At 71.5% G+C, this 25821-nt stretch carries 21 protein-coding genes and 1 pseudogene; 8 read left to right on the forward strand and 14 right to left on the reverse strand.

Translation table 11 applies throughout. From position 1 onward, the window contains the following. Positions 1-73: 73 nt before the first annotated feature. From HQN59_RS02765 to HQN59_RS02780, 4 genes and pseudogenes are all read right to left on the reverse strand, one after another. Positions 74-1264: a toxin-antitoxin system YwqK family antitoxin gene (locus tag HQN59_RS02765; RefSeq protein ID WP_176065794.1), complete on the reverse strand. Its 1191-nt coding sequence runs from the start codon at positions 1262-1264 to the stop codon at positions 74-76. Positions 1265-1359: 95 nt separating this feature from the next. After that, positions 1360-2421, reverse strand: coding sequence for a hypothetical protein (locus HQN59_RS02770; protein ID WP_176065796.1), 1062 nt, complete (start codon positions 2419-2421; stop codon positions 1360-1362). Next, positions 2414-3331, reverse strand: a complete 918-nt coding sequence (locus tag HQN59_RS02775) for a hypothetical protein (RefSeq protein ID WP_176065798.1) — start codon at positions 3329-3331, stop codon at positions 2414-2416. The genes HQN59_RS02770 and HQN59_RS02775 overlap by 8 nt, the downstream gene beginning before the upstream one ends. Positions 3332-3379: 48 nt before the next feature. After that, positions 3380-4305: pseudogene (locus HQN59_RS02780) on the reverse strand (LysR family transcriptional regulator). A gap of 105 nt (positions 4306-4410) precedes the next feature. Between HQN59_RS02780 and HQN59_RS02785 the strand changes: the two are divergent. Together HQN59_RS02785 and HQN59_RS02790 are read left to right on the forward strand one after the other, a co-directional pair. After that, positions 4411-5502: a tartrate dehydrogenase gene (locus tag HQN59_RS02785; protein WP_176065800.1), complete on the forward strand. Its 1092-nt coding sequence runs from the start codon at positions 4411-4413 to the stop codon at positions 5500-5502. Positions 5503-5536: 34 nt separating this feature from the next. Continuing rightward, positions 5537-6505: a Bug family tripartite tricarboxylate transporter substrate binding protein gene (locus HQN59_RS02790; RefSeq protein ID WP_176065802.1), complete on the forward strand. Its 969-nt coding sequence runs from the start codon at positions 5537-5539 to the stop codon at positions 6503-6505. 29 nt (positions 6506-6534) lie between these two features. Here HQN59_RS02790 and HQN59_RS02795 read toward each other — a convergent pair whose 3' ends face one another. The 6 genes from HQN59_RS02795 to HQN59_RS02820 all read right to left on the reverse strand — a co-directional run bounded on the left by HQN59_RS02795 (position 6535) and on the right by HQN59_RS02820 (position 15348). Continuing rightward, the gene (locus tag HQN59_RS02795) at positions 6535-8412 is read right to left on the reverse strand and encodes a M48 family metallopeptidase (protein WP_342451098.1); all 1878 of its coding nucleotides are present in this window, start codon (positions 8410-8412) and stop codon (positions 6535-6537) included. A 271-nt stretch (positions 8413-8683) separates the two neighbouring features. Beyond that, entirely contained in the window at positions 8684-10495 is a 1812-nt protein-coding gene (locus HQN59_RS02800) for an NAD(P)/FAD-dependent oxidoreductase (protein WP_176065804.1), read from the reverse strand. Beyond that, positions 10492-11343, reverse strand: coding sequence for a beta-ketoacyl synthase chain length factor (locus tag HQN59_RS02805; RefSeq protein ID WP_176065806.1), 852 nt, complete (start codon positions 11341-11343; stop codon positions 10492-10494). Before HQN59_RS02805 ends, HQN59_RS02800 begins: the two co-directional genes overlap by 4 nt. Further along, positions 11340-12545, reverse strand: a complete 1206-nt coding sequence (locus HQN59_RS02810) for a beta-ketoacyl-ACP synthase (protein ID WP_176065809.1) — start codon at positions 12543-12545, stop codon at positions 11340-11342. The genes HQN59_RS02805 and HQN59_RS02810 overlap by 4 nt, the downstream gene beginning before the upstream one ends. A gap of 138 nt (positions 12546-12683) precedes the next feature. Then, positions 12684-13880: an MFS transporter gene (locus HQN59_RS02815; protein WP_176065811.1), complete on the reverse strand. Its 1197-nt coding sequence runs from the start codon at positions 13878-13880 to the stop codon at positions 12684-12686. 55 nt (positions 13881-13935) lie between these two features. Beyond that, complete coding sequence (locus HQN59_RS02820) at positions 13936-15348, reverse strand: aminopeptidase P N-terminal domain-containing protein (RefSeq protein WP_176065813.1); 1413 nt, start codon at positions 15346-15348, stop codon at positions 13936-13938. An 82-nt stretch (positions 15349-15430) separates the two neighbouring features. Between HQN59_RS02820 and HQN59_RS02825 the strand changes: the two genes are divergently transcribed. After that, the gene (locus HQN59_RS02825; protein ID WP_176065815.1) at positions 15431-15679 is read left to right on the forward strand and encodes a DUF6582 domain-containing protein; all 249 of its coding nucleotides are present in this window, start codon (positions 15431-15433) and stop codon (positions 15677-15679) included. A 15-nt stretch (positions 15680-15694) separates the two neighbouring features. On the opposite strand, the gene murU is transcribed toward HQN59_RS02825, so the two are convergent. Then, on the reverse strand, positions 15695-16408 hold the full coding sequence (gene murU / locus HQN59_RS02830; RefSeq protein ID WP_176065817.1) for an N-acetylmuramate alpha-1-phosphate uridylyltransferase MurU: 714 nt from the start codon (positions 16406-16408) through the stop codon (positions 15695-15697). Next, positions 16405-16893, reverse strand: coding sequence for an adenosylmethionine decarboxylase (gene speD, locus HQN59_RS02835; RefSeq protein WP_176065819.1), 489 nt, complete (start codon positions 16891-16893; stop codon positions 16405-16407). Before speD ends, murU begins: the two co-directional genes overlap by 4 nt. A 318-nt stretch (positions 16894-17211) precedes the next feature. Between speD and tkt the strand changes: the two genes are divergently transcribed. Both tkt and gap read left to right on the forward strand, forming a co-directional pair. Continuing rightward, positions 17212-19233 (forward strand): transketolase, encoded by a 2022-nt coding sequence (gene tkt / locus HQN59_RS02840; RefSeq protein WP_176066294.1) that lies wholly within the window; start codon positions 17212-17214, stop codon positions 19231-19233. Between the two features lie 49 nt (positions 19234-19282). Then, positions 19283-20281 carry a type I glyceraldehyde-3-phosphate dehydrogenase gene (gap, locus tag HQN59_RS02845; protein ID WP_176065821.1) on the forward strand — a complete coding sequence of 333 codons (999 nt, stop codon included), beginning with the start codon at positions 19283-19285 and terminating at the stop codon, positions 20279-20281. 99 nt (positions 20282-20380) lie between these two features. Here gap and HQN59_RS02850 read toward each other — a convergent pair whose 3' ends face one another. Continuing rightward, positions 20381-21163: a glycine zipper 2TM domain-containing protein gene (locus HQN59_RS02850; RefSeq protein WP_176065823.1), complete on the reverse strand. Its 783-nt coding sequence runs from the start codon at positions 21161-21163 to the stop codon at positions 20381-20383. Between the two features lie 213 nt (positions 21164-21376). Further along, positions 21377-22147: a sulfite exporter TauE/SafE family protein gene (locus HQN59_RS02855; RefSeq protein ID WP_176065826.1), complete on the reverse strand. Its 771-nt coding sequence runs from the start codon at positions 22145-22147 to the stop codon at positions 21377-21379. Between the two features lie 128 nt (positions 22148-22275). Here HQN59_RS02855 and HQN59_RS02860 point away from each other — a divergent pair, with 128 nt between their 5' ends. Genes HQN59_RS02860 through HQN59_RS02870 form a run of 3 tightly spaced genes read left to right on the forward strand, consistent with a single transcriptional unit; the run spans position 22276 to position 25813 of the window. Then, positions 22276-22983 carry a GntR family transcriptional regulator gene (locus HQN59_RS02860; RefSeq protein ID WP_176065828.1) on the forward strand — a complete coding sequence of 236 codons (708 nt, stop codon included), beginning with the start codon at positions 22276-22278 and terminating at the stop codon, positions 22981-22983. Then, positions 22983-24251: a CaiB/BaiF CoA transferase family protein gene (locus tag HQN59_RS02865; protein ID WP_176065830.1), complete on the forward strand. Its 1269-nt coding sequence runs from the start codon at positions 22983-22985 to the stop codon at positions 24249-24251. Before HQN59_RS02860 ends, HQN59_RS02865 begins: the two co-directional genes overlap by 1 nt. Then, positions 24248-25813, forward strand: coding sequence for an acyl-CoA carboxylase subunit beta (locus HQN59_RS02870; RefSeq protein ID WP_176065831.1), 1566 nt, complete (start codon positions 24248-24250; stop codon positions 25811-25813). Before HQN59_RS02865 ends, HQN59_RS02870 begins: the two co-directional genes overlap by 4 nt. Positions 25814-25821 lie beyond the last annotated feature (8 nt).

Consider the following 25821-nt stretch of genomic DNA (forward strand, 5'->3'; position numbering starts at 1 on the left):
GCGGCAAGAAGAGGGTCAACGCCGGGGTGACCGGCGGCCTCGCGGCGCCGTTCGGGCGTTCGCGCGCGGAGCGTCAGCGCCCCACCGCCTTGCGCGAGCCGTCCTCGAACACCTCGTCGTCGCGCACCAGCTGGCCGTTGGCGTCGAACTCGCGCTCGCGCGTGAGCCGCCCCCGCTCGTCGTGGACGAGCTCGGCGCGCACCCGACCGCCGACGTCGAAGTGGCGATGCGTGCCGGTCGGCAGGTCCACGCCACGCCGCCGCGGGTCGCCCGCCAGCCAGGCGCCTTCGAAGGCCTTGCTGCCGTCGTCGTGGAAGCGTTGCTCGCGACGCTGCCCTTCGACGTGCTCGATGCGCTCCTTCGGCTGGCCGTTGAGGTACCAGCGCGCCTCGCTCACGAGGGTGCCGTCGCGCCAGCGGCGCTCGAGCACGAGCTTGCCGGACTCGTGGTACTCCTGCTCGAGCGTCTTCACGCGCCCGGCACGCTCGCCGGGCAATGCTGCCCAGCGCGCCTCGTGGCGCAGCACGCCGTCGGCAGCGAAGCGGCGCTCGATGCTGCCGTCGGTGGTCTTCTCGACCCGTTCGCGGACGGCGCCGTTCTCCCACAGTGTCTCGAAGCTCTGACGCTCGCCGCGCTCGTAAACGACGCGCCCGGTCGCTTGGCCCTTGCCCCCGTACAGCACCACCGTCGACGAGCGTCCCCCATGCCCGCATGCGGCGCGATCGTCGAAGGCCGGCGCGAGCAGCGGCCGCGGCGCACAGCGCAGCTGCGCCAGCTGCCCCTCGCGCGTGAACTCGGCATACGCCTGCTCGGCGCCGTCGTCGGCGTGGAAGCTCGCGCGGCGCAATGGCCCCGTCGGATACCAGCTGCGCGCCAGACCCACGGTGCTGCCGTTGCGCAGCGTCTCCTCGCGCACCAGCGTGCCTGGAGCGCCGCTGTCGCCGATGTTCCACTCGCGCGCGAGGCCATCGCGGTTGCCCTTCTCGTTGACGCGGTGCTCGCGCTCGAGCACGCCGTTGCGGTAGTAGCGAACGATGCCCACGAAGCGACCGTTCTGCAGCTCCTGCTCGCGGACCACCGGCCCCGACTCGCCTTCGCGGCAGCGCATGAGCCCGCTCTTGCCCTGCGTGGTCGCGCCGTTGGCCGGGTTCACGTGCTGGCCATCGAGGTCGCAGACCTGAACGGCGAGCCCGGGCGTGGTCATGACGGCAGCCGCTGCGGCAAGTGCAAGACGGATCGCCGCAAATGGCAGTGGGAAGCGCATGCGCGACATTCTGCTGGCGTGATCAGCACTTCGCCCAATCGACGAGCCAGCGTTGCTCCAGATTTGGCGGCCGATCGGCTCGTTTTCGGCCGTGTCTACGCGGCAAGGCGCGGTCGTTCGAGCATCAGCACGCGGAAGGCGCCGCCCTGTGTCACCTGGGCGACCAGCCGTGCGAAGTCGGACGCCCCGATCCGCTGCGCGGCCAACAAACCAAAGTGCTCGTCGTAGCTCGCCAGCACGTCGTCGCGGGCGCGCAGCTTCCTGGCGTAGGCGATGGTGTCGTCGCCGATCGTGCGCCAACCGGTCGCGAACGCCTTGGCGCCGCTATAGCCCTTGCGAAGGTCATCGATGCGCTGCAGCCCGCGAGCCTCGCCATCGGCGAAGTCGAGCACGCGGATCAGGTCGGCAGCGGGCAGCACGGTGGCGTAGCGGCCGTCGAGCAGCTGCGGCGCGTTGTGGAGGTCGAGCAGGCGCTTGATCTGCGCGCGAGCCATGCCGGCCCACTCGGCCCGGAATGCGCGCATGTCGTCGCGCGCGGCCTCGTGCAGGCCGAGGTCGCTCGCGCACATCACCGCGCCGAGCATGGCGGTCACGCTGTAGTCCTCGCAGATCTCGATCTCGGACAACACCTTGGCGCTGGCCGCCTGGTGGCGGTAGTGGTGCGCCAGACTGGTGAAGGTGGTCTTGGCCGACAGCATCAGCTGCTGGCGGATCTGCGACTCGCTGGACCGCGCTGCATGCCCGAGGTCGGCGACGGCGGCTTTCAGCTGCCCTTCGGTGGCCGACTTTAGCCAGCCCTTGACCTCGGCGATGCGCTGGTCGATGCCGTTCAGCCGATGCGTCACGTAGGCAAAACCGGCCAGCGAGACGGCAAGGCCGAGGCCCGAGAGTGCGGTGTTCGCCAGCGAAATCGCCAGCACCTCCTTTACGGTCTCGCTGATCTCGTGCAGCTGATACGACTGCACCAGGCCGCCCAAGACGTTCAGGCCGGGGAGCGTGTTCGCGATCCCGCTCAGCGCGGGCAGTGCCAGGTGCGCAACGATGCGGCCGCCCTGATCGCGAATCACGCCACCGTGCACCGTGAACAGGCCGCTCGCGATGTTCGCCAGGTGTTCCAGCGGAATCTGGCGCAGCACCGTGAAGCCCAGGTTATCCATGGTGGTTCGAGTCTGGTAGGAGGTTGTCTGCTTCGGGGAGCTTGTGTCGCAGCCAGCTCGCCGCGCGTTCCGCGTGGATGCGTTCGTCGGCCTGTGGGGCGTTGGTGGCGGCGTACGACAGCACCTGCGCGACCTTGCTCCACTTCAGCAGTCCGACGTGCTGGAGGTTCGGCAGGCCGTCGGGTCGGTGGAGTGCCAGAAGGCTGCGCACGATATCGAATGTCCTGTACTGGTCGACGCGATCGGCACCCTTGCGCGAGCGCGGCTCCGAGAGGATGAGCAACGAGAACTGGAAGTCGCGCACGCCCGCGTAGTGCGTGCCGACGTCGATGTTGCGCAGCACCTGGTCGCGCTCGCTTCGGGTGGTGGTGCCGGTCGAGATGTCGCTGCCGAGCTTGGCTTCGATGAACCATACCCAGGTCGGCGCCTCGATCACGACGTCGATCTCGGACTCGCCCTCGTCGCCGCCCGCCAGGAGCCCGAGCGGCGGCGCGACGCTCTTCCAGAGCGAGACCGTCGCGCGCCCGGGCTCTGGCGCGCTCGTGCCGGGAAAGGCGTGCCGCCAGAGTTCCGGCAGCCACACCTCCGGCGCCACCTGGCGTAGCGAGCGAAAGACATTCCAGGTCACCGCGTCTTCGCTGTTCGCGCTGCGCAGGTGCTTGAGCTTGCTTGCGCGCATGTCGGCGAACACCGGGTCGTAGCGATCGATGATCAGGTTGGACCTGAAGTCGTCCGCGATCCACACGCCACTCGGCGAGAGCCGACCTTCAACCGCCATGCGCTGCGCCCTCGACTGCGGGTTGTTGTGTTGCACTGCTTCGAGCGCGCACGCGCGCGCCGAGAGTCGCGGATCGTAGGTGCGGCTTTCGCAGCCGTTCGCGAGCGGCTCGCGCGGGCGTGAATTCTTCACGGGCACCCGGGTAAGTCCTGCCCTCGCGGGCTCGGGCAGGGCCCGCTCCTACCGCACCCCCCCCTCGAATTTCGTGAATGCCGCCGACAGGAAGTCGACGAAGCTGCGCACGCGCAGCGACAGCTGGTGGCGGTGCGCGTAGACGGCGTAGATGTCGGCTTCGGGGGTGCGGTACTGGGGCAGCACGGCGACGAGGCGGCCGCTGGCGAGGTAGCGCTGCACGTCCCATTCGGCGCGCATGACGATGCCGCGGCCCTCGAGGGCCCAGCTGACGGCGATCTCGCCGTCGTTGGTGGTGAGGTTGCCGCGCACCTTCACCGACTCGGTGCGCTCCTTGGCCCCCCGGCCGGTGGTGAGACGCCAGACGCCATAGGCGTCGTCGCCCTGGCGGATGCCGATGCAGTCGTGCGCGGCGAGCTCGGCCGGCGTCTTCGGCATGCCGTGCGTCGCGATGTATCTCGGCGACGCGCACAGCAGGCGCCGGTTCGGCGCGAGGCGGCGCGCGATCACGCGGCTGTCCGGCGCCGCGCCGAACTGCACGCACACGTCGAACGCGTCGGCGCTCACCGGCGGCGGGTGCGCCGAGAGCTGCAGTTGCACGTCGACGTCGGGGTGCAGCGCGGCATAGCGCCCGACCACCGGCGCGACGTGGATGCGGCCGAAGCCGAGCGTGGCATTGATGCGCAGCAGGCCGCGCGGCGTGCCCTTCGACTTGCTGAGCAGCTGGTCGAGGTCGTCGATGTCGCCGAGGATGCGCCGCGCGTGCTCGTACAGCACTTCGCCCTCGGGCGTGAGGTTCATGCGCGCGTGGTGCGATGGATGAGGGCGATGCCGAGGCGGGCCTCGAGCTGCGCGAGGCGCTTGCTCACCGCCGCGGTGCTGATGCCGAGTTCGCGTGCCGCGCCGCTGAGGCTGCCGCTGCGCACGATTGCCACGAAGAAGCCGAGCTCGGCGGGCTGGATGCCTGCGCTCACGAACGTTCCTCAACTTCAGGTTGAAGGCGGATCAACTTTCGGCGCGTGCCACGTGGTTCGCCGCTGCCTACATTCTCGGCCTTCGAGACCGCATCGGGAGCAACCGTGAAGACATACCGCATCGCCACCATTCCGGGCGACGGCATCGGCAAGGAAGTGGTGCCGGCCGGGCGCGAGGTGCTGGAGGCGCTCGCCGCGCGCAGCAGCACCTGTGCGTTCGAGTTCGAGGACTTCGACTGGGGCGGCGACTACCACCGAGCCCACGGCGTGATGATGCCGCCGGACGGCCTCGGCGCGCTGCGCGACAAGGACGCGATCCTGTTCGGCTCGGCGGGCGACCCCGACATTCCCGACCACATCACGCTGTGGGGTCTGCGCCTGAAGATCTGCCAAGGTTTCGACCAGTACGCCAACGTGCGGCCGACGCGCATCCTGCCGGGCATCGAGACGCCGCTGCGCAATTGCGGGCGCGAAGACCTCGACTGGGTGATCGTGCGCGAGAACTCGGAAGGCGAGTACGCCGGCGTCGGCGGCCGCGCGCACCAGGGCCATCCGATCGAGGTCGCGACCGACGTCTCGATGATGACCCGCGCCGGCGTCGAGCGGATCATGCGCTTCGCGTTTCGGCTCGCCCGCTCGCGCCCGCGCAAGCTGCTCACCGTCGTGACCAAGAGCAACGCGCAGCGCCACGCGATGGTGATGTGGGACGAGATCGCGCGCGAGATCGCCGCCGAGTTCCCCGACGTCGGCTGGGACAAGGAGCTGGTCGACGCCGCGACGGCGCGCATGGTCAACCGGCCGGCGTCGCTCGACACCATCGTCGCGACCAACCTGCACGCCGACATCCTGAGCGACCTCGCGGCCGCGCTCGCCGGAAGCCTCGGCATCGCGCCGACCGGCAACATCGACCCGGAGCGCCGCTACCCGTCGATGTTCGAGCCGATTCACGGCTCGGCGTTCGACATCATGGGCAAAGGTCTGGCCAATCCGATCGGCACCTTCTGGTCGGTGGTGATGCTGCTCGAGCACATTGGCGAGCCGGCCGCTGCCCGCGAGCTGATGAGCGCCATCGAGCAGGTCACCGCCGACCCGGCGCTGCACACGCGCGACCTCGGCGGTCGGGCGACCACCGTCGACGTCACGCGCGCGATCTGCGAGCGCCTCGCCGGCGCGCCCCAGCAGGCGCTCGCCGCCTGAGCCTTCCTCGACCACAACGATCCGGAGACGAGCGATGCGACATCTTCCCGCCGCCCTGGCTGCGGCCGTGGCGCTCTGCGCGCTGCCGCTGGCTGCCGTCGCGCAGACCTATCCCAGCAAGCCGGTGACCCTGGTCGTACCGTTCCCGCCGGGCGGCACCACCGACGTGCTCGCACGCGCGCTCGCCGACAGGCTCGGCCCGGCGCTCGGCCAGACCGTCATCGTCGAAAGCAAGCCGGGCGCCGGCTCGACGCTCGGTGCCGACTACGTCGCCAAGTCGCGGCCGGACGGCTACACGCTGCTGGTCGGGGCGGTGCACCACACCATCGCGACCAGCGTCTATCGGAAGCTGCCGTACGACTTCCAGAAGGACTTCGCGCCGATCACCACGGTCGCACTGGTGCCCAACGTGCTGGTCGTCAACGCGAACACGCCGACCACCGACGTGAAGAGCCTGGTCGCGCTCGGCAAGAGCTCGCCGCAACCGCTCTCGTTCGGCTCGAACGGCAACGGCACCGCACAGCACCTGATCGGCATGCAGTTCGAGTCGCTGACCGGCATGCCGCTGCTGCACGTGCCGTACAAGGGCAGCGGCCCGCTCACGACGGACCTGCTCGGGGGCCAGATCCAGATGTCGTTCGACACCGTGACGCCGGTCCTGCCGCACATCAAGAGCGGCAAGCTGCGCGCGCTCGCGGTGACGACCGCCCGGCGCTCGTCGGCGCTGCCCCACGTGCCCACGCTCGACGAGGCCGGCCTCAAGGGCTTCGACGCCGGCACCTGGTTCGGCGTGCTCGCGCCCGCCGCGACGCCGAAGGACGTGGTCGGGCGCCTCGGCACCGAAATGGTCAAGATCATCAGGTCGCCCGACTTCCAGAAGCGCATGGAAGGAATCGGCGCCGAGCCGATCGGCAACACGCCCGAGCAGATGGCGCGTCAGATCAAGGACGACACCGAGCGCTACGCGCGCCTCGTCAAGGAGGCCAAGGTCTCGATCGATTGAGGCCGCTGTCGGGTCGGCCGTGCCGCCCGTTACGCCGGCGCGCCGCTGCGGTGTGCGTCGGCGGCGGCGGCCGCCGCCTGCTGCGCGCGCATGATCTGGTGGCGCTGCCAGTACTGGCCGACCACCGCCCTGAATGCGTCGCTCTGCTTGCCGAGGCCGCGCAGCTTGATCGTGGTGCGTCGCCAGGTGACGAGCCCTTTCTCAGGGTGCGTGACGACGAGCCTGTCGCCGCCCAGGTTGCCGCTGGCGAAGGCGAGCGCCTTGACCGAGTCCCAGCGGATGAACTCGGCGTCGGTGCGGATGCCGGCATGGCTGATCTCGATCGCTCCCTTAGCGAGCGCGAAGCTGAGCGGCGGAAAGTACTTGAGCACGATCGCGCGTTCGTCGTCGTTGGCCGGTTCGTAGCGATACGCCAGCGCGCGCTCGTGGCTCTGCGAGAAGCGCTCCTCGTAGGCCTGCCAGAGGCGCTGCTCGATCGCGGCGGCGTCGACGATCTCGTCGGCCCAGCTCGATTGCGGCAGGCGGCTGACGACCTCGCCGTACGCCGCCTCGTCGATCGGGCTGCCGACGTTGCGCATGCGCTCGCCGAGCGGCGGGTGGCTGTCGAACGGGTGCGGAACGTTGGCTGTCTTCATCGCGTCGAGGAACTCGCCCGAGGCGGCGTACGGGAGCAGCCCCGACGCCACGAAACCGGCGATGCCGAGCTCGCCGGTGTGGCGCTGGTCGTGCGCAAACAGGCGCCCTTCGACGTTCGACCGGTAATTGGCGTATGCCGCGATCTTGACGAGCGACTGTGCGATGGCCGACGGCGTCGCCACCGCGGCCGCGCTGCGGTCGGCACGCAGCTCGCGCTCGCGGCTGTCGCGCGAGAGCGCGAACTGGAAGATCACGCGATACAGGCGCAGCAGGTAGTGGGCGACGATGCTGAGACCGGCCTGGCGCATCTGCGCGGTGTAGATGTCGTAGCGGATCAGCATCGGGCCGAGTGCGGCGCTGCTGCGCGCGTCGCCACCCTGCAGGTGCGCGAGCTCGTGCGCCAGTACCGCCTCGGCCTCCGTCGAATCGAGCACGCGAAGCAGCGGAATGCTCAGGTACAGCGTGCGCCCGGTGAGCCGACGCTCGCCGAGCGTCACCGGTGCCTCGGTCACGAAGAAGTTGGCGTCGATGCCCGCCACGATGTGGTCCGGCGGCGCCGTTCCGAGCCGTCCCGCGAGCTCGCGAACGCGCGCCCAGAGCCGCGGCGCATCGGCTTCGCCGAGCAGCTCGCCCTCGACCGCGTGCTCGCCGGGGTACTTCCTGAACAGCGTGTAGACGGCGAAGAAGACGGCCGCCGCAGCGAACAGCCCGGCGATGATGATCAGCTTGACGAAATAGCTCTGGAAGAACACGGCCGTCACCCAGAACGACAGCCACACGCACATGGCGCTCTGGGCCGCCACCTCGACGGCACTGGCGAGCGTCATGAGTCGCCAGCCGGCGACGAAGCTCGCGTAGCGAAGCCCGCGGCTCGCGAACGCGAGCGCACCGAGCGCCAGCGCGGCGGCCAGCAGCGCCGCGCCGCCGACCAGGGTCCAGTAGGCGACGCGTTCGGCGACGCCGAACTGCCACGCCCGCGAGTAGCGCGCGCACACGGCCTCGCGATAGTCCTGGGCCTCCGGGTCGGCGTCGTTGCAGGCCACCGACGGCGGATGGCTGCGGTAGTACGCGCGCGCGGCTGCCTTCTGCTCGGGCGACGCGCGGGGATCGCCGTCGATGCGTTCCTCGATCGCCTGCACGATCGCCGCGTCGAACTCCGCGCTGGCGTAGCGCGCGAACCAGAGCGTTCCCGCAGGCACCAGGAACAGCGACAGCAGGCACAGGGCGACGAGCCGGAGCAGCTCCTTGCGAAATGTCGGATGGCGGGTCACGTTTTCTCCTGCCTCAGCGGCCGCTGGACGATGCCGGCGCAACCACCCGGATTGAAGCACTGGCGGTCGCCCGCGCGACAGCGGTTTATCCGCAGGTCGGCGGATACGGGCGGCGGCGCGGACGCCTGGCCGGCCTGACGCCGACGCCGCCGCGCCGCTGCGGCGACGTTCGCCCGCCCGCCGCCAGGCTCATCAGCCGAGGGCTGCGAGCCGCACGCTCGACGGTTTGGCAAGCGGCCGAGGTCGCGCGTCGGCTCGAGGCGCCGTCGACTCAGGCGACGAGTCGGGTGCCGAGCGAGTCCGCGTCGCTCGCGCACGCGGCGGCATCGGGTGCCGCGGAGTCGGCTCGCGCCGTGCTGCGGTTCCGTGCTGCGTCGGGCACCTCGAACAGCAGCGGGCCGTCGCCGAAGCCGCTGCAAGCCGGCCCCCCTGCCGCAGCCGCCTCGATCGCACGTCGCAACGCGCTCGCGTCGAGGCCGGGATGCGCGCCGCACGCCCGGTCAACGATCTCGCCCGCGAGCTCGCGCAGCAGCGCCGTCGACGCGCGGATGCGGGCGCGGAACTGTGCATCGTCGAGCTCGTCGTTGAGGCTCGCATTGAGGCGGCGGAACCAGGGCAGCGCGGCCTGGTCGAGCATGACCGCCGGGTTGCGCTTGTCGCTGACCGCGGACCACGCGCGCAGGAAGCGCTGCATTTCGACGTTGAGCTGCTGGCACGCCATCAGCTCGCCGCGCAGCGCGCCGAGCGCAGCCAGGTCGGCGAGGCGCCCGTGGAAGAACAGCTGCGACAGCACGCCCCAGTAGTAGGAGTAGTCCCAGATCACCTTCACCGGCAGCACGCCGGGGTCGCCGAAGATCGGGTACTGGCCTTCGTAGAGCGCAAGCGTGCTCGCGTAGAACGAGTGGTAGATCTGGTCGTAGAGCTGCGCATGCGCGCCCAGGTGCTGCCCGGCGCGGTCGCGCCCGATCAGCTCGGTGATGTAGGTGTTGCCGATCGCGATGAAGTCGCTGCCCGGCGAGTAGAACGGGTCGAGGAAGAGCCCGGCCTCGCCGGTGAGTGCCCAGCGGTCGGCCGAGAACACCTGCTTGCAGCCGTAGGAGAAGCGGCGGAAGAACGCGAAGTCCTGCAGCTTGTCGCGCTTGCCGTCGAGCTCGTCGTAGAGGCGCGGCTGGTACGTGCGGAACCACTCCATCGCCTTGTCGAAGGTGTCCATCGACTCGAGCGGATGCAGCGCCGGGTCGGCGACGATGCCGACCGAATGCGAGCCGGATGCGAGCGGGATCAGCCAGACCCAGTAGCCGGCGCCGACCAGGTGATTGGTCGACATCCAGCGCGCCGGCGGCTCGCAGCTCGCGCGCCACATCGGGTCGGCGACCCAGTCGTCGAGCGTGATGCGGTCCTGGATGCGGAACCAGACCGCGTGCGCGGCGTGCCCGTTGGCTTCCGCGAGACCGAGCTTGCGCTTGAGGAGGCCTGCGCGTCCGCCCGCGTCGACCAGCCAGCGCGAGTCGACGCGGTGCTCGCGGCCGCCGCGCAGGTAGTGCGTGCGGTGCGGCTCGCCCGACGTGCCGGCCGCGAGGTCGATCGTCTGCACCCGCGCGCCGTCGACGAAGCGGATGCCGCGCCGCGCGCACTCGGCGCCGAGGAAGTTCTCGAAGATGCCGCGGTCGATCTGGTAGCTCGGCACCGCGAGGTAGCGGCTCGCGCCGATCTCGGTGACCTGGTCGATGTCGCGCCGACCTTCCGAGAAGAAGAAGCGGAAGCCGAACTTCTTGAGCTGCGCGGTCTTGAGGTGCTCCTCGAGCCCGAGCACCTTCGCGAAGTAGTGCGCGCCGATCTCGACCGACGATTCGCCGACCTTGTGCGCGGCAACCGGCACCGGGTGCGCGCGCCGCTCGATCACGAGGATGTCGATGTCGGCGAAGCGCCGCTTGAGCTGCAGCGCGAGCGTCAGACCGGCAAGGCCGCCACCGACGATGACGACGTCGTGACGCGCGGCGTCGGCCGGCTCGTGCGCAGCGTGCGACTCGGCGTCGGGCGCGCCCGTCGCGGCGTCGGCGTGCGCGGGCGGCGCGCCGCTCATCCGGCGAAGGTCAGCTGGGCCCTGAGCGCGAGGCGCGCCGAGAGCGGCAGCCGCAGGGTCTCGCCCGACTGCGTGGCGAGCGCCTCGAACATCGGCAGCGCGCCGGCCATCGCGTTGCCGCCGAGCGACCGGGCGGCCGCCGAACGGAGCGGCGGGTCGGCGGCGTCGCCCGGCTCGAGCGACCAGTCGAGCGTGGCGATCGTCGCGGGGCCGCGCCGCGGCGCGAGCACCAGGGCGACCGCAAGCAGGCCCTCGCTCTGCACCACCGAGCGCAGCGCGCCGGCCGCCGCGATGTCGAAGCCGGCGAGCAGCACCGGCACGTCGTCGGCGGCGCACTGCGTCGCCGCCTCGAGCAGGCCGGCGGCGAACGTCTTCTCGTGCGCGGTGAGCGCGGTGCTCGCCTGCATGCAGCCGGTGCCGATGGTCCAGTAGCCGGCGGCGGCGTTGTGCACCGAGTTGTGGAAGCGGGTGGGCGAGATCAGGGTCGGCTCGCTCGCGAGCGTGGTGCACATCGCGTCGTTGACGGCGAGGTCGCCGTGCGCCGAGACGAAGACCGCCGGCAGGGCGTCGGCCGGGTGGCCCGACATGCGCACCGCCGCGGTCGCGACCTCGAGTGCCAGCGACACCGTGTCGGGCGCGCGCCGCCGCTCGGCCGCGTGCAGCAGTTCGGGCGCCGGGCGCTTCGCGGGCGGGTCGGCGAGCCCGCCTTCGCCGCGGAACGCGGCACGCGCGGCGTCCCAGCCCGGCAGCGTCGGCGCCCAGAGCGCCACGCCGTCGATGCAGAGCCTGCGCGCGTGGACCGGAGCGACCTCCGCGCTGAGCGCTGGGGAGCGGCCCGGCGCGCTCATCGAGCGTCTCCGCGGCCGAGCACCAGCACGCAGTTGTTGCCGCCGAAGCCGAACGAGTTGCTGAGCGCGACGCGGACGTCGCCGCGCGCCGGTTCGAGCCGGATCTGCGGGCCGCACAGCGGGTCGAGCGTGCGCGTGTTGACGGTGCCCGGCATCAGGCCGGTCTCGATCGCGAGCACGCTGGCGACCGCCTCGACCACGCCGGCGGCGCCCAGCGTGTGGCCGACGAAGCCCTTGGTCGAACTGGCGTGGGTGCTGGCCGGAAAGCGCCGCGCGACCAGCGCGGCCTCGACCTCGTCGTTCTTGAGGCTGGCGGTGCCGTGCAGGTTGAGGTAGTCGATGGCGCCGCTCTCGAGCCCGGCGCGCGCGAGCGCGTCGTCGAGCGCGCGCTCGGCGCCAAGGCCCTCGGGATGCGGCGTCGACATGTGGTGGGCGTCGCTCGATTCGCCGTAGCCGAGCAGGTAGAGCCCGGCCGCATCCACGTCGTCGGCGCGCTCGAGCAGCGCGTAGCCGGCGCCTTCGCCGATGCTGATGCCGCGCCGCTCGGCGTCGAATGGCCGGCACGGGTCGGGCGAGACCAGCTGCAGCGCGTTGAAGCCGAACAGCACGCTGCCGCACAGGGTGTCGACGCCGCCGACGATCGCGGCATCGACGAGGCCCAGGCGCAGCATCCGCTCGGCCGCCGCGAACACCTTGGCGCTCGACGAGCACGCGGTCGACACCGTCACGCAGGGGCCTTCGAGGGCGAGCGCCGCATGCACGAAGTCGGCCAGCGAATGCGGCGAGTGGATGCGCGCGTTGCGCAGCGCCTCCGGGAAGCAGCCGTCGCCGTCGAGCTCGCGATAAGCCTCCTCGGTGGCGCCGATGCTCGACGTCGAGGTGCCGAGGATCAGCGCGACGCGACCGGCACCCCAGCGCTCGCGCGCGGCGTGGGCGGCGTCGATGAAGCCGTCGGCCTGCAGACCGAGCCAGGCGAGCCGGTTGTTGCGGCACTCCCAGCTCGCGAGTGCCTTCGGCAGCGGGCTCGCCTCGACGGCGTCGACGCGGCCGATCCAGGTGTCGAGCGGGCGATGGCTGAAGTCGTTGGGCCTGAGACCGCTGCGCTGCTGCTCGAACGCCGCCGTCATGGCCGCGGTGCCGATCCCGAGGGCAGTGGTGGCCGTGTAGGCCGAGATGCAGACCGGGGCGATGGGCGAAGGCACGGCGGGCGGGCTCTGGAGGGCGGCCGATTATAGGAAGCGGCCCCTGCCCGCCCGCGGGAGCTCGGGAAAAGCCCGGCCGCCGCCGTCGGCGCACGCGCCGTGCGCGTGCGAAGCGTCACGCAGGCGGTGGCGGGCCGGTCAGCCCTCGGCCGCGAGCGGCTCGACGCGCTCGCGCCCGGCGACGACGCTGCGCACGAACACCACGCCGAGCAGCGCGAGCGCGACGCCGGTGCCGATCAGCGTCGCCGCGAAGCCGACCGTGTGCATCAGCGGACCGAACAGCAGGGGCCCCAGCGCCTGCCCGGTGAAGAAGCCGCAAGCGAACAGCGCCACCGCCGAACCGCGCGCCGACGGCGCGAGCTCGGTCGCCTCGGTCTGCATCGAGTTGTGCAGCATGTAGTAGCAGAAGCCCGCGATCAGCATCGCGAGCGCGGCGAGCCACCAGAGCGGCAGGAACGCCAGCGCGGCGTAGCAGAGCCCGGCGCCGATGGCACCGATCAGGCACATGCGGGCGACGCCGAAGGTGCGGATCAGCAGCGGCACCGCGATCGCGTAGGCGAGCCCGCCGATGCCGAACGCGCCGAGCACGAAGCCCGTCTGGCTCGACAGCACGGCGCCGCCCGGGCCGGCGTGCTCGAGCAGCAGGCTGCCGACGTACGGGAAGAGGCCGAAGAAGAGCAGTCCCTCGACCAGCACCGCGCCGTACAGCCAGACCGCCTTGGGGTTCTCGAACACGCGCCCGTAGAGCGCGCGGAACGACGCGCCCGGGGTGTGGCCGGCCGGCCGCTGGTGCGCCGACGCCGGAATCGCGAGCCATGCGAAGCCGGCCGCCACCACCGCCACGCCGGCCGCGACGAAGAGCGGGCTGCGCCAGCCGAACGCCTCGTTGGCGATGCCCGACACCACCGAGCCGAGCATCTGCCCCGAGATGATCGCGAGGAGCATGCGGCCGATCATCACCTGCCGCTCGTGCATGCCGTAGCGGTCGCCGATGCTTGCGAGCACGAGGGGAATCAGGCCGCCGGCGCAGATGCCGGCGACGACGCGCGTGGCGAGCAGCAGCGCAAAGCTGGGTGCGACGGCGCCGAGCGCCAGCATCGCGGCGAGCGCCGCGACGCAGACCTGGATGCAGCGCGCCTTGCCGAAGCGATCGCCGAGCGGCCCGAGGAAGGGTTGCGCCAGTGCATAGGGCAACGCGTACGCGGTGTTGAGCAGCGCCGCGGCGGTCGCGGCGACGCCGAAGTGATGCGCGATCGGCAGCACGATCGGGTCGGTGAGGCGCAGCGCGAACCCGCTCGCGAACGCACAGACGGCGAAGATCAGGAAGGTCGGCATCGACGGCGTGCGGGAACGATCAGCGGGCGGCGGGGCAATCGGTGCGCCGCGCGGGTCAGCGCCGGCGCGCGCGGGCAGCGTCGGCCGCCTCGCGCATCAGCGCCTCGATGGCGTCCGCTTCGACCGGAACGCCGCGCGTGATCAGCTCGCAGCCGTCCGCGGTGACGACTGCGTCGTCCTCGATGCGGATGCCGATGTTCCAGAAGCGCTCCGGCACGTCGGGCGCCGGCCGCACGTACAGACCGGGCTCGATCGTCACCACCATGCCCGGCTCGAGCACGCGCGACGGCTTCTTCGTGACGCGGCCGCCGAGACCGTCGGGCTGCTCGACGGGCGCCTCGTCCATCGCCGCGTAATTGCCGACGTCGTGGACGTCGCGGCCGAGCCAGTGGCCGGTGCCGTGCATGTAGAAGCGCCGATAGGCTGCGCTCTCGGTCACCGCGTCGAGGTCGCCGACGGCGCCGCGGTCGAGGAGGCCGGTGTCGAGCATGCCCTGGGCGAGCACGCGCACCGCCGCGTGGTGCGCGTCGCGCTGGCGGGCACCCGGGCGCGTCGCCTCGACCGCGGCGGCCTGCGCGGCGAGCACGACGTCGTAGAGCTCGCGCTGCGCCGCGCTGAAGCGCCCGCCACCCGGGAAGGTGCGCGTGATGTCGCTGGCGTAGCCGTCGAGCTCGCAGCCGGCGTCGATGAGGCAGAGCTCGCCCGCGGTCAGCTCGGCGTGTGCGGCGGCGTAGTGCAGCACGCAGGCGTTGGCGCCGGCGGCGACGATCGACGGGTATGCCGGTGCCTGCGCCCCGTGGCGGCGGAACTCGTGCAGCAGCTCGGCCTCGATCTCGTACTCGCGCACCCGGCCGCCCGGGTCGGCGGCGAAGCGGGCGGCGCAGAAGCGCATCGCCCGCGCATGTGCGCCGGCGCTGATGGCAGCCGCGCGCCGCATCGTCGCGATCTCGCCGGCGTCCTTGACGAGCCGCATCTCGGCGAGCAGCGGGTCGAGGTCGTGCAGCGTCGTCGGGGCCTCGACGCCCATGCGCTCGCGCGAGCGGAGCGTCGCCAGCCAGCCGTCGAGCGGGGCGCGCACGTCGGTGCGACTCGCCGGCACCCACACCGCGCGCCGATCGGCGAGCAGGTCCGGCAGGTGCGCGTCGAGTGCGTCGGTCGGGAACGCGGCGTCGACGCCGAGAGCGGCCGGCGCGGCGTCGGGCCCGAGCCGATAGCCGTCCCAGATCTCGCGCTCGAGGTCCTTCGGCCGGCAGAACAGCGTCGAGCGGCCGGCAGCATCGACGACGAGCCAGGCGCCGGGCTCGTCGAAGCCCGTGAGGTAGTGAAAGCTGCTGTCGTGGCGGTAGGGGTGGTCGGAGTCGCCGTTGCGCGGCCGCTCGGGGGCGGTTGCGATCACGGCGACGCCGCCGCCGGCCGCCTGCATGGCGGCGGCGATGCGTTGGCGGCGCGCGGCGTATTCGGTCGTCATCGGGCGAATGTAGCGGGCGCGAGGCGGCGACCGGGTACGCGGGTTGCTGCCGTTCGACGTCCCCTCGTCCAAGGTGGCTTCGATGAGCAGACTCGATGAAAAGGCGCGTGACGCCTTGCCCGAAGGCGACTTCGCGTTCCCGAAGGAGCGCAAGGAGCCGCTGGAGAACGCCAGCCACGTGCGCAACGCGATCGCACGCTTCGATCAGGTCAAGGACGTGAGCGACGCCGAGCGCGACGCGGCCTGGAAGCGCATCCTGGCTGCCGCGAAGAAGCACGGCGTCACCGTGCACGAGAAGAGCTGGCGCGAACTCGGCAAGCCGAAGGCGTGAGGCGGCGCCGGCGCGTCAGCGGGCGTCGGCCGGTGCATTCAGCGCCGCCAGCTGCTCGGGCGTGCCGAGGTTGTGCCAGCGACCGCGGTAGATCTCGACGCTGACGCGGCGGTCGCGCATCGCCGCGGCGAGCAGCGGGCCGAGCTTGGCGTGCTGGCCCGGCGCGACGCCGGCGCAGAGCTCGCCGCGGATCAGGGCGAGGTTGGCGTAGGTCCAGCGCTCGCCGTCGGGCCCCGCGCCGTCGGCGATGCCGAAGCCATCGGCGTCGATCCCGAAGTCGCCGCGCGGGTGGAACGACGGGTTCGGGACCAGCCAGAGGTGGGCGAGGCGGTCGCTCGCGACGAAGCGCGCCGCGGCCCCGGCGTCGAAGCCGAAGTCGGGCACGTACACGTCGGCGGAGACGAGCCAGAACGCCTCGCCGAGCAGGTGCCCGGCGGTCGCGATGCCGCCGGCGGTCTCGAGCGCGCCGCCGTGGTCGCGGCCTTCCATCGAGTACGCGATCGACGCGAGGCCGAAGCGGCGGCCGTCGCCGAGCCGATCGACGATCTGCTGTTCGAGCCATGCGGTGTTGACGACGACGTCGCGCACGCCGGCCGCCGCGAGCGCCACGAGGTGATGCTCGATCAGCGGCCTGCCGTGCACCTCGAGCAGCGGCTTGGGCACATGGTCGGTCAGCGGTCGCATGCGCTCGCCCCGGCCGGCGGCGAGGATCATCGCCTTCAGCGTCATGCGGCGCGGGGCAGCGACGGTGGGGCTGCGCGGGTGGTGTCGACGCGCCCGAGCGCGCCAGCGAGTTCGGGGGCCGGCGCCGCTGCGGTCGCCTGGGCATCGGCTGCCGCGCCGACGCTGCCGCGCTCGATGGCGTGGCGCTCGACCGCATCCGGCGCGAACGCGGCGATGAGGGCCTCGAGCAGCGCCCGCGCGCGCGCCGAGTTGTCGACGCCGACGTTGCAGACGTAGACGTCGAGCGTCGCCGCGCCGATCTCGGGCCAGGTGTGCACCGCCAGGTGCGACTCTGCCAGCAGCACGACGCCGGTGACGCCGGCGGCGCCGGCCTGCGGCGCAGCAGCGAACGCGTGGAACAGCTCGGCCACCGCGTGCAGGCCGGCCGCCGCGACGGCATCCGTGCAGACACGGCGCAGCAGCGCCGGATCGGTCAGCAGCGGCGCGCCGGCGCAGCCGGCGAGGTCGGCGGTGAGATGGAGGCCGTGCATCGCCGGCGATTATCGAACCGGGGCGGCTCGGCGCGGCGAGTGCGAGCGGGGTGAGGCGCGCCGCACCGCACGCCCGCAAGGTCGCTCGCACCGTCGGGCGCGCCGCCGGGCACGCCGCGCCGACGCTCCGGCCGCCGGTCGCCGCGATCGACCCCAGGACGGGTGCTGGATGCCCCGGGTCGCTAAAATGTCGGGTTTTTCGCGCATTGACGGAGCGGCATGGCAGCCATCGACGACCTCAACCCGAGCGCGCCAGCGCAGACCGCGGGGTCGACCGCAGCCGACGAGCGCGCACCGGCCGCTGCCGAACCGGTGCTGATGGCCAACGCGGTCCGCGTGCTCGCGATGGACGCGGTGCAGCAGGCCAACTCGGGCCATCCCGGCGCTCCGATGGGCATGGCCGAGATGGCGGTGGCGCTCTGGGACCGGCACCTGCGCCACAACCCGGTCAACCCGCAGTGGAGCGAGCGCGACCGCTTCGTGCTGTCGAACGGCCACGCTTCGATGCTGCAGTACGCGCTGCTGCACCTCACCGGCTACGACCTGCCGGTCGCGGAGCTGCGCAACTTCCGCCAGCTCCACAGCAAGACGCCGGGCCACCCCGAGGTGCACGTCACGCCGGGCGTCGAGACGACCACCGGCCCGCTCGGCCAGGGCCTCGCCAACGCGGTCGGCATGGCGCTCGCCGAGAAGCTGCTCGCCGCCGAGTTCAACCGCGGCGGCCACGAGGTCGTCGACCACCACACCTACGTGTTCTTCGGCGACGGCTGCCTGATGGAAGGCATCAGCCACGAGGCGTGCGCGATCGCCGGCGCGTGGCGCCTCGACAAGCTGATCGGCCTCTACGACGACAACGGCATCTCGATCGACGGCCCGGTCGCGCCCTGGTTCATCGACGACACGCCCAAGCGCTTCGAGGCGTACGGCTGGAACGTGATCGCCGGTGTCGACGGCCACGATGTCGAGGCGGTCGACGCTGCGATCGCGCGCGCCAAGCAATCCGACCGGCCGACCATCATCTGCTGCAGGACGACGATCGGCAAAGGCTCGCCCAATCGCGCCGGCACCGCCAAGGCGCATGGCGAGGCGCTCGGCGCCGAGGAGATCGCGCTCGTCCGCGCCGGCATCGCCTGGCAGCACGAGCCGTTCGAAATCCCCGAGGGCGCCTACACGCTGTGGGACGCCAAGGAAGCGGGCGCCGCCGCCGAGGCCGACTGGAACGCGCGCTTCGACGCCTACGCCGCCGAGTACCCCGACCTCGCGGCCGAGTACACGCGGCGCATGCGCGGCGACCTGCCGGCCGAATGGAACGAGGTCTGCGCCGAGGCGCTCGCGGTCGCGCACGCCAAGGCCGAGACGCTCGCCACCCGCAAGTCGAGCCAGGTCGTGCTCGAGGCGTTCACCGCCGCGCTGCCCGAGCTGCTCGGCGGCAGCGCCGACCTCACCGGATCGAACTACACCAACACCAAGTCGACGCCGCCGCTGCGCGTGGCGGACGACGGCTCGTTCGCGGCCGGTGAGAACGGCAAGCCGGGCCGCCACATCAACTACGGCGTGCGCGAGTTCGGCATGGCCGCGATCATGAACGGCGTCGCGCTGCACGGCGGCTTCATCCCGTACGGCGGCACCTTCCTCACCTTCAGCGACTACAGCCGCAACGCGATCCGGATGGCGGCGCTGATGAAGGCGCGCGTCGTCCACGTGTTCACGCACGACTCGATCGGCCTCGGCGAGGACGGCCCGACGCACCAGTCGATCGAGCACGCCGCGTCGCTGCGGCTGATCCCGAACCTCGACGTCTGGCGCCCGTGCGACACCGCCGAGACCGCGGTGGCGTGGGCGTCGGCGATCGAGAGCCGCGACCGCCCGACGGCGCTGCTGCTGTCGCGCCACAACGTGCCGTACGCGCCCAAGGGCTCGCTGCTCGACATCGGGCGCGGCGCCTACGTGCTCGCCGAGCCGGCCGAAGTGGGCACGCCTAAGCGCGCGCAGGTCGTGATCGTCGCGACCGGCTCGGAAGTGACGCTCGCGCTGCACGCGCAGCAGCAGCTCGCCGAGGCGTCCAACGGCCGCATCGCCGCGCGCGTGGTCTCGATGCCGTCGACCACGGTGTTCGACCGCCAGGACGCGCGCTACAAGGAAAGCGTGCTGCCGCCCGGCGTGCCGCGCGTCGTCGTCGAGATGGGCGCGAGCGACCTGTGGTGGAAGTACGGCCCCGCCGCCGTGGTCGGCATCGACACCTTCGGCGAGTCGGCGCCCGCGCCGGTGCTGTTCAGGCACTTCGGCTTCACCCCCGAGAACATCGTCGCCACGGTACGCGCCGTGCTGAACAAGCGCTGATCCGCGACCTCACGCAGCCAGCATTTCGACCCTCCAGAGGCACTTCGTCATGACCATCAAGATCGGCATCAACGGCTTCGGCCGCATCGGGCGCATGGTGTTCCGCGCCGCGCTCCAGAACTTCGACGACGTCGAGGTCGTCGCCATCAACGACCTGCTCGAGCCCGACTACCTGGCGTACATGCTGCAGTACGACTCGGTGCACGGCCGCTTCAAGGGCGAGATCGCGGTCGACGGCAACACCCTCATCGTCAACGGCAGGAACATCCGCCTGACCCAGGAGCGCGACCCCGCCAACCTGAAGTGGGGCGCGGTCGGCGCCGAGGTCGTGGTCGAGTCGACCGGCCTCTTCCTCACCAAGGAAACCGCGCAGAAGCACATCGATGCCGGCGCCCGCAAGGTCGTCATGTCGGCGCCGTCGAAGGACGACACGCCGATGTTCGTCTACGGCGTCAACCACGAAAGCTACAAGGGCGAGGCGATCATCTCGAACGCGTCGTGCACCACCAATTGCCTGGCGCCGGTCGCCAAGGTGCTGAACGACAAGTGGGGCATCAAGCGCGGCCTCATGACCACGGTGCACGCCACCACCGCGACGCAGAAGACCGTCGACGGCCCCAGCAGCAAGGACTGGCGCGGCGGTCGCGGCATCCTCGAGAACATCATCCCGTCGTCGACCGGCGCGGCCAAGGCCGTCGGCGTCGTGATCCCCGCGCTCAACAAGAAGCTCACCGGCATGTCGTTCCGCGTGCCGACGTCCGACGTCTCGGTGGTCGACCTCACGGTCGAGCTGAACCGGGAAGCGACCTATGCCGAGATCTGCGCCGAGATGAAGGCGCAGGCCGAAGGCGCGATGAAGGGCGTGCTCGGCTACACCGAGGACAAGGTCGTCTCGACCGACTTCCGCGGCGAGGCGCGCACCTCGGTGTTCGACGCCGACGCCGGCATTGCCCTCGACGGCACCTTCGTCAAGGTGGTCGCCTGGTACGACAACGAGTGGGGCTACTCGAACAAGGTGCTCGAGATGGCGCGCGTGATCGGCAGGTAAGTCGCCGCCGCGGCCTCTTCGCCGCTACCCGCGAGAAAAAAGATCCCGCCGCGGCTCGCGCCCGGCGGGATCTTCGTTTTGGGCCTGACCGGCGGCGGCTCAGCGCCAGTGACGGTCGCGCCCGCGGTAGTGGCGGTAGCCGCGGTCCCAGCCGCCGCCGATGCGCACGCTCAGCGCCGGCGCAGCGTAGTAGGGCGCCGGGTAGACCGGGTAGGCCGCGATCGCCGGGGCGGCGTAGACGATGCGCCGCGGCGCACGCTCGACCACCTCGTACGGCTCGTCGTCGTCATAGAGCACGGTGCCGGCGGGGTCGACGTCGCTGTAGGCCGGCGGCACCGGCGTGCCCATGCGATCCCAGCCGTCGTCGCGCGGCGCGGCCGGGCGCACCGGCTCGGCGCGCGGGGCGGCGCCGGCAGGGCGGATGTCGAGGGCGAGCCTCGGGCCGGGGTCGTACGGCAGGCGGGTGGTGTAGCGCTGGCCGGCGTACTCGTAGGTGACGTCGTAGCCGACGGTGCGCGACTCGGTCGCGCGAACGGTGCGGCAGCGTTCCACCGGCACCACCTGGGCGCTGCGGCCGCCGCTTTCGACGCGGTCGCCGATCGCCGCACCGGCGACCACGCCGGCACCGGTGGCGGCGGCGCGGCCGAAGCCGTGGCCGATGGTGTTGCCGAGCAGGCCGCCGGCAACGGCGCCGAGCAGTGCGCCGGCGCCCGACGACGGGCGCTCCACGATCTGCTCGACCGTGTTGCACGACTCGCGCGGCACCGACACCGCGCCGGTGACCGGCACGCTCGAGATCACGTCGGCATAGACCGCAGCCTGGCTGACGCCCGGCGCGGCGGCGAGGGCCGCCGTGGCTGCGAGGGCGAGGATGGTTTTCATGCGGGCTCCTTGGAGGGGCGCGCCGGGGCGTGGCCGAGGCGCGGGAGCGTCTTTGTATGACATCGCGGGGCCGCGTGGCGCTGGCGCAAAGGTTCTTTACCCGAAGCAACCTTGCGACGCGAAAGCTGCGGCTGACGCGGGGCGTTTCAAGAGGCCGCCCTCGGGCTGTGTTCGCATGCGAATCGCGCGGCACGCCGCCGCGACCCGGCCGCCTCAGCGCGTCACCAGCCCGTGCACCACCTGCAAGGCCGACGTGCCGATCATGGTCGCGCCCGACGCCAGCAGCAGCACGAACAGGATGCGGGTGAAGCGGGCGTCCGAGAGCCCGCGGTACCAGCGCGAGCCGACCCACGACGCCAGCACGATCGGCGGCCCGACCAGCCAGAACAGCTGCACCGAGTGACGGTTGATCACCCCGGTGAGCACGTACATCACGATGGTGACGATCTGCGTGGTGATGAAGAACGCCTGGTAGGTGGCACGCTGCTCGTTACGGCTCCAGCCGCGCATCGACACCCACAGGATGAGCGGCGGCCCCGACATCGCGCTCGCGCCACCCATGACGCCGGAGCCGAGGCCCACCGCGCCGTCCGCGAGGCGCCCCGGGTTGCGGAACACCGGCAGGCGCAGGCCGAGCAGCACGATCGAACAGTAGACGACGAGCACGCTGCCGACCGCGAAGCGGAACGTCGTCACGTCGAGCAGCGGCAGCAGCATGGCGCCGAGCGGCACGCCGATCACGCCACCGATCACGAACGGGCCGGCGCGCTCGACGCGGATGTCCTTGCGCACGCTATGAATCGAGATCGCCTGCCCGAGCAGCGACCCGAAGATGACCGTCGGCACCACGAGCTGCGGCTCGATGGTCCAGACCCAGAGCGAGGTCGCGATCAGCGCGAACGCGAACCCCGACATGCCCTGGATAAAGCCGGCGACCAGCGCGCCGCCGACGATCTGCAAGGCCACCGGCAGGTCGAGGGTCATGGAAAGGGACGCATCGGCATGACGGCGGTGCGGCCATTCTGGGCCGCTCCGCAGCGCAATGCCTAGGTATTTACAAGGTTGTCGACAAAGTTGATTGCGCAAAAGATCGCGCCAATGGATGCCTTTGCATGAGCCGCTCGCCAGCCGCGTCGCCCGCTACGGCCGTGCGCGCGCCAGGCGAGCGCACGCCCGCGCCGAACCGGATCCAGGAGATCGTCGACGCGCTGCGCCAGCGCATCGCCCAGCAGCACGCCGCGCCGGGCTCGAAGCTGCTCGAGCAGGATCTCGCCGAGGAGTTCGGCGTCCCGCGCGCGACCATCCGCGAAGCCTTCTCGGCACTCGAGCAGCGCGGCCTCATTGAGCGCATCCCGAACCGCGGCGCGATCGTCTCGCGCGTCGACATGGCGCAGGTGTTCCACCTCTACGACACCCGCGAGGTGCTCGAGGGCCTGTGCGCGCGCCTGGCGACGCAGAACGCCGCGCCCGAGTCGTGGGCCGACCTCGTCGAGCTGTTCGGCGGGCCGATGGTCGAGCACGTCGCGCGCGCCGACTTCGACTCGTTCATCGCCGGCTACGAGCTGTTCCGGCGCCGCATGACGACCGCCGCCGCCAACCCGGTGCTCGCCGGCATGCTCGACAGCATCTACGAGAAGACCCAGGTGCTGATCCGCCGCACGCTGATCCTCCCGGGCCGGGCGAGCGTCGGCCTGCAGGAGCACCAGGCGGTGCTCGCCGCGATGCGCGCGGGCGACGCCGAGGCGGCCGAGAACCTGCGCCGCGCCAACATGCGCAGCGCCAAGCAGTACCTGGCGCGCTACCAGGCTTACGTGCTGTGATGCCCGACGCCGCAACCATCCGGCAGCCGTCCGGCGCGACGCCCGGCGAGGGCCCGCTCGCCGGCATGCGCGTGCTCGAGATGGGCTCCACGGTCGCGGGGCCGTTCTGCGGGCGCCTGCTCGCGGACTTCGGCGCCGAGGTCATCAAGATCGAGCCGGCGGAGGGCGACCCGGTGCGCACGATGGGCAAGCGCTTCGAGGGCAAGTCGCTCTATGCGGCGAGCATCTTCCGCAACAAGCAGCTGGTCTCGATCGACCTGCGCCAGCCCGAAGGGCAGCGCCTCGCCGCCGATCTGACGGCAGCGTCGGACGTCGTGGTCGAGAACTTCAAGCCGGGTGGGCTCGAGAAGTGGGGCCTGGGATGGTCCGACCTCTCGGCGCGCAACCCCGGACTCGTGATGGTGCGCATCAGCGGGTTCGGCCAGGACGGCCCGTACAGCCAGCGCGCCGGCTACGGCGTGGTCGGCGAGGCGATGAGCGGGCTGCGCCACCTCACCGGCGATCCGGACCGGCCACCATCACGGGTCGCGGTGTCGATGACCGACTACATCACCGGCCTCTATGCGGCGTTCGGCGCGGCGCTCGCGCTGCTCGCCCGTGCGCGCACCGGGCGCGGGCAGTACATCGACGCGGCGCTCTACGAGTCGGCGTTCAGCTTCATGGAGCCCTGGATCCCGGCGTACCAGAAGCTCGGCCACGTCGCCACGCGTACCGGCTCGCGCCTGCCGGAAAGCACGCCCAACAACCTCTACCCGACCGGCGACGACAGCTTCATCCACATCACGGCGATGGGCGATGCGGTGTTCCGGCGCCTCGTCGGCACCATGGGCCGGCCCGAGCTCGCGAGCGATCCGCGCTTTGCCGACGGGGTGTCGCGCTCGGCACACCACGAGGTGCTCGACGAGCTGATCGGCGAGTGGACCTCGGAGCGGCGCCTCGCGGACCTCGAGTCGGTGCTCGCCGCCGCCGGCGTGCCGGCGACGCGCATCTACACGATCGCCGACATCTTCGCCGACCCGCATTTCGCCGCGCGCCGCAGCATCGTCGAGGCGCCCGACGACGCGCTCGGCGGCGTCGCGATGGCGACCGTGGTGCCGCGCCTCTCGGCCACGCCTGGCGCGGTGCGGCACGCCGGCCACCGCGTCGGCCAGGACACCCGGCGCGTGCTCGCCGGCGTGCTCGGACTCTCGAACGAACGCATCGACGCGCTCGCCGCCGCCGGCGTGGTGACCTGCGACGACCGGCAAACCGGAGAACAACCCGCATGACATCGGCCGACACCGCGCCGCCCCCGAGCGTCCACGACGCCGCACTCGACGAGTACCGGCGCCGCGAGGCTGCGGCGCTCGCGATGGGCGGCGCGGCCAAGCTCGCGCGCCGCAAGGAGAAGGGCGTCCTCAACGCCCGCGAGCGCATCGCCTACCTGTGCGACGCCGGCAGCTTCATCGAGTCGGGGCTGTTCGGCACCTCGTCGAGCAATTGGTCCGACCAGGACAAGACGCCGGCCGACGGCAAGATCGCCGGCTTCGGGCGCATCGACGCGCGCGACGTCGGCCTGGTGGTGAACGACTTCACCGTGATGGGGGCGTCGAGCAGCACCACCAACGGCCGCAAGATCGGCCACATGAAGGAGGTGGCGACGCGGCGCGGCCTGCCGCTCGTCTTCCTCGGCGAATCGTCGGGCGCGCGCCTGCCGGACACGATGGGTTCGCGCGGCATGGGCGCGCTGCTCGGCAACGACGCCACGCAGTACCAGCGCACCCGCGAGACGCCGTGGGCGTCGGCGACGCTCGGCTACTCGTACGGCTCGTCGTCGTGGTACGGCGTGCTGTCCGACTTCTGCGTAATCAGGAAAGGCGCGGTGCTCGCAGTGTCGAGCGCGCTCCTGACCTCTCTGGCGACCAAGGAGGAGGTCGACCCCGAGACGCTCGGCGGCTGGCGCGTGCACGCCGAGATCACCGGCTTCGCCGACCTCGTCGTCGACACCGACGAGCAGGCGCTCGACGCGATCCGGACGTTCCTTTCGTACCTGCCGAGCCACCACAACGAACTGCCGCCGGTGCGGCCGGTCCCCGAGGGCTCGGGCGCCGACATGGCGACCATCGTCCGGCACCTGCCGGAGCGCCGCACCCAGGTCTACGACGTGCGCCACATCGTGCGCACGGTGGTCGACGCCGGCAGCTTCTTCGAACTGAAGGCGCGTTTCGGCAAGGTCGCGGTCACGGGCCTGGCGCGGCTCGACGGCCGCACGGTCGGCATCGTCGCCAACAACCCGATCGTCAAGGGCGGCGCGCTCGACACCGACGCGTGCGAGAAGATCACCAGCTTCCTGGTGCTGTGCGACTCGTTCAACATTCCGGTCGTCACGTTCGTCGACACCCCGGGCTTCGTGATCGGCGCCGACGCCGAGCGCCGGCGGGCGCCCGGGAAGATCATGAACATGATGAACGCGCTGCAGCTGATGACGGTGCCGAAGATCTCGGTCATCCTGCGCAAGAGCTACGGCCAGGCCTACCTGAACATGGGCGGCGGCAAGAACTCGGACGAGGTCGCCGCCTGGCCCACCGCCGAGGTGAGCTTCATGGAGCCGCGCTTCGCGGTGAAGGTGGTGCACGGCCTCGAACCCGGCGATGCCGGCTTCGACGAGGCGCTCGAGGCGATGAACCGCGGCAACACGATCTGGGACGCCGCGTCGATGTACGCGGTGCAGTCGGTGATCGAGCCCGCCGCCACGCGCGACTACCTGATCCGCATGCTCGACGTGCACCGCTCGCGCCGCAGCGGCGGCATCGGCGCGCACCGGCTCGCGAACTGGCCGACGAGCTTCTAGGCCGCGCG

It is taken from the genome of Rhizobacter koreensis, from assembly GCF_013366375.1.
In the GTDB taxonomy this organism is placed as follows: Bacteria; Pseudomonadota; Gammaproteobacteria; order Burkholderiales; family Burkholderiaceae_C; genus Schlegelella_A; species Schlegelella_A koreensis.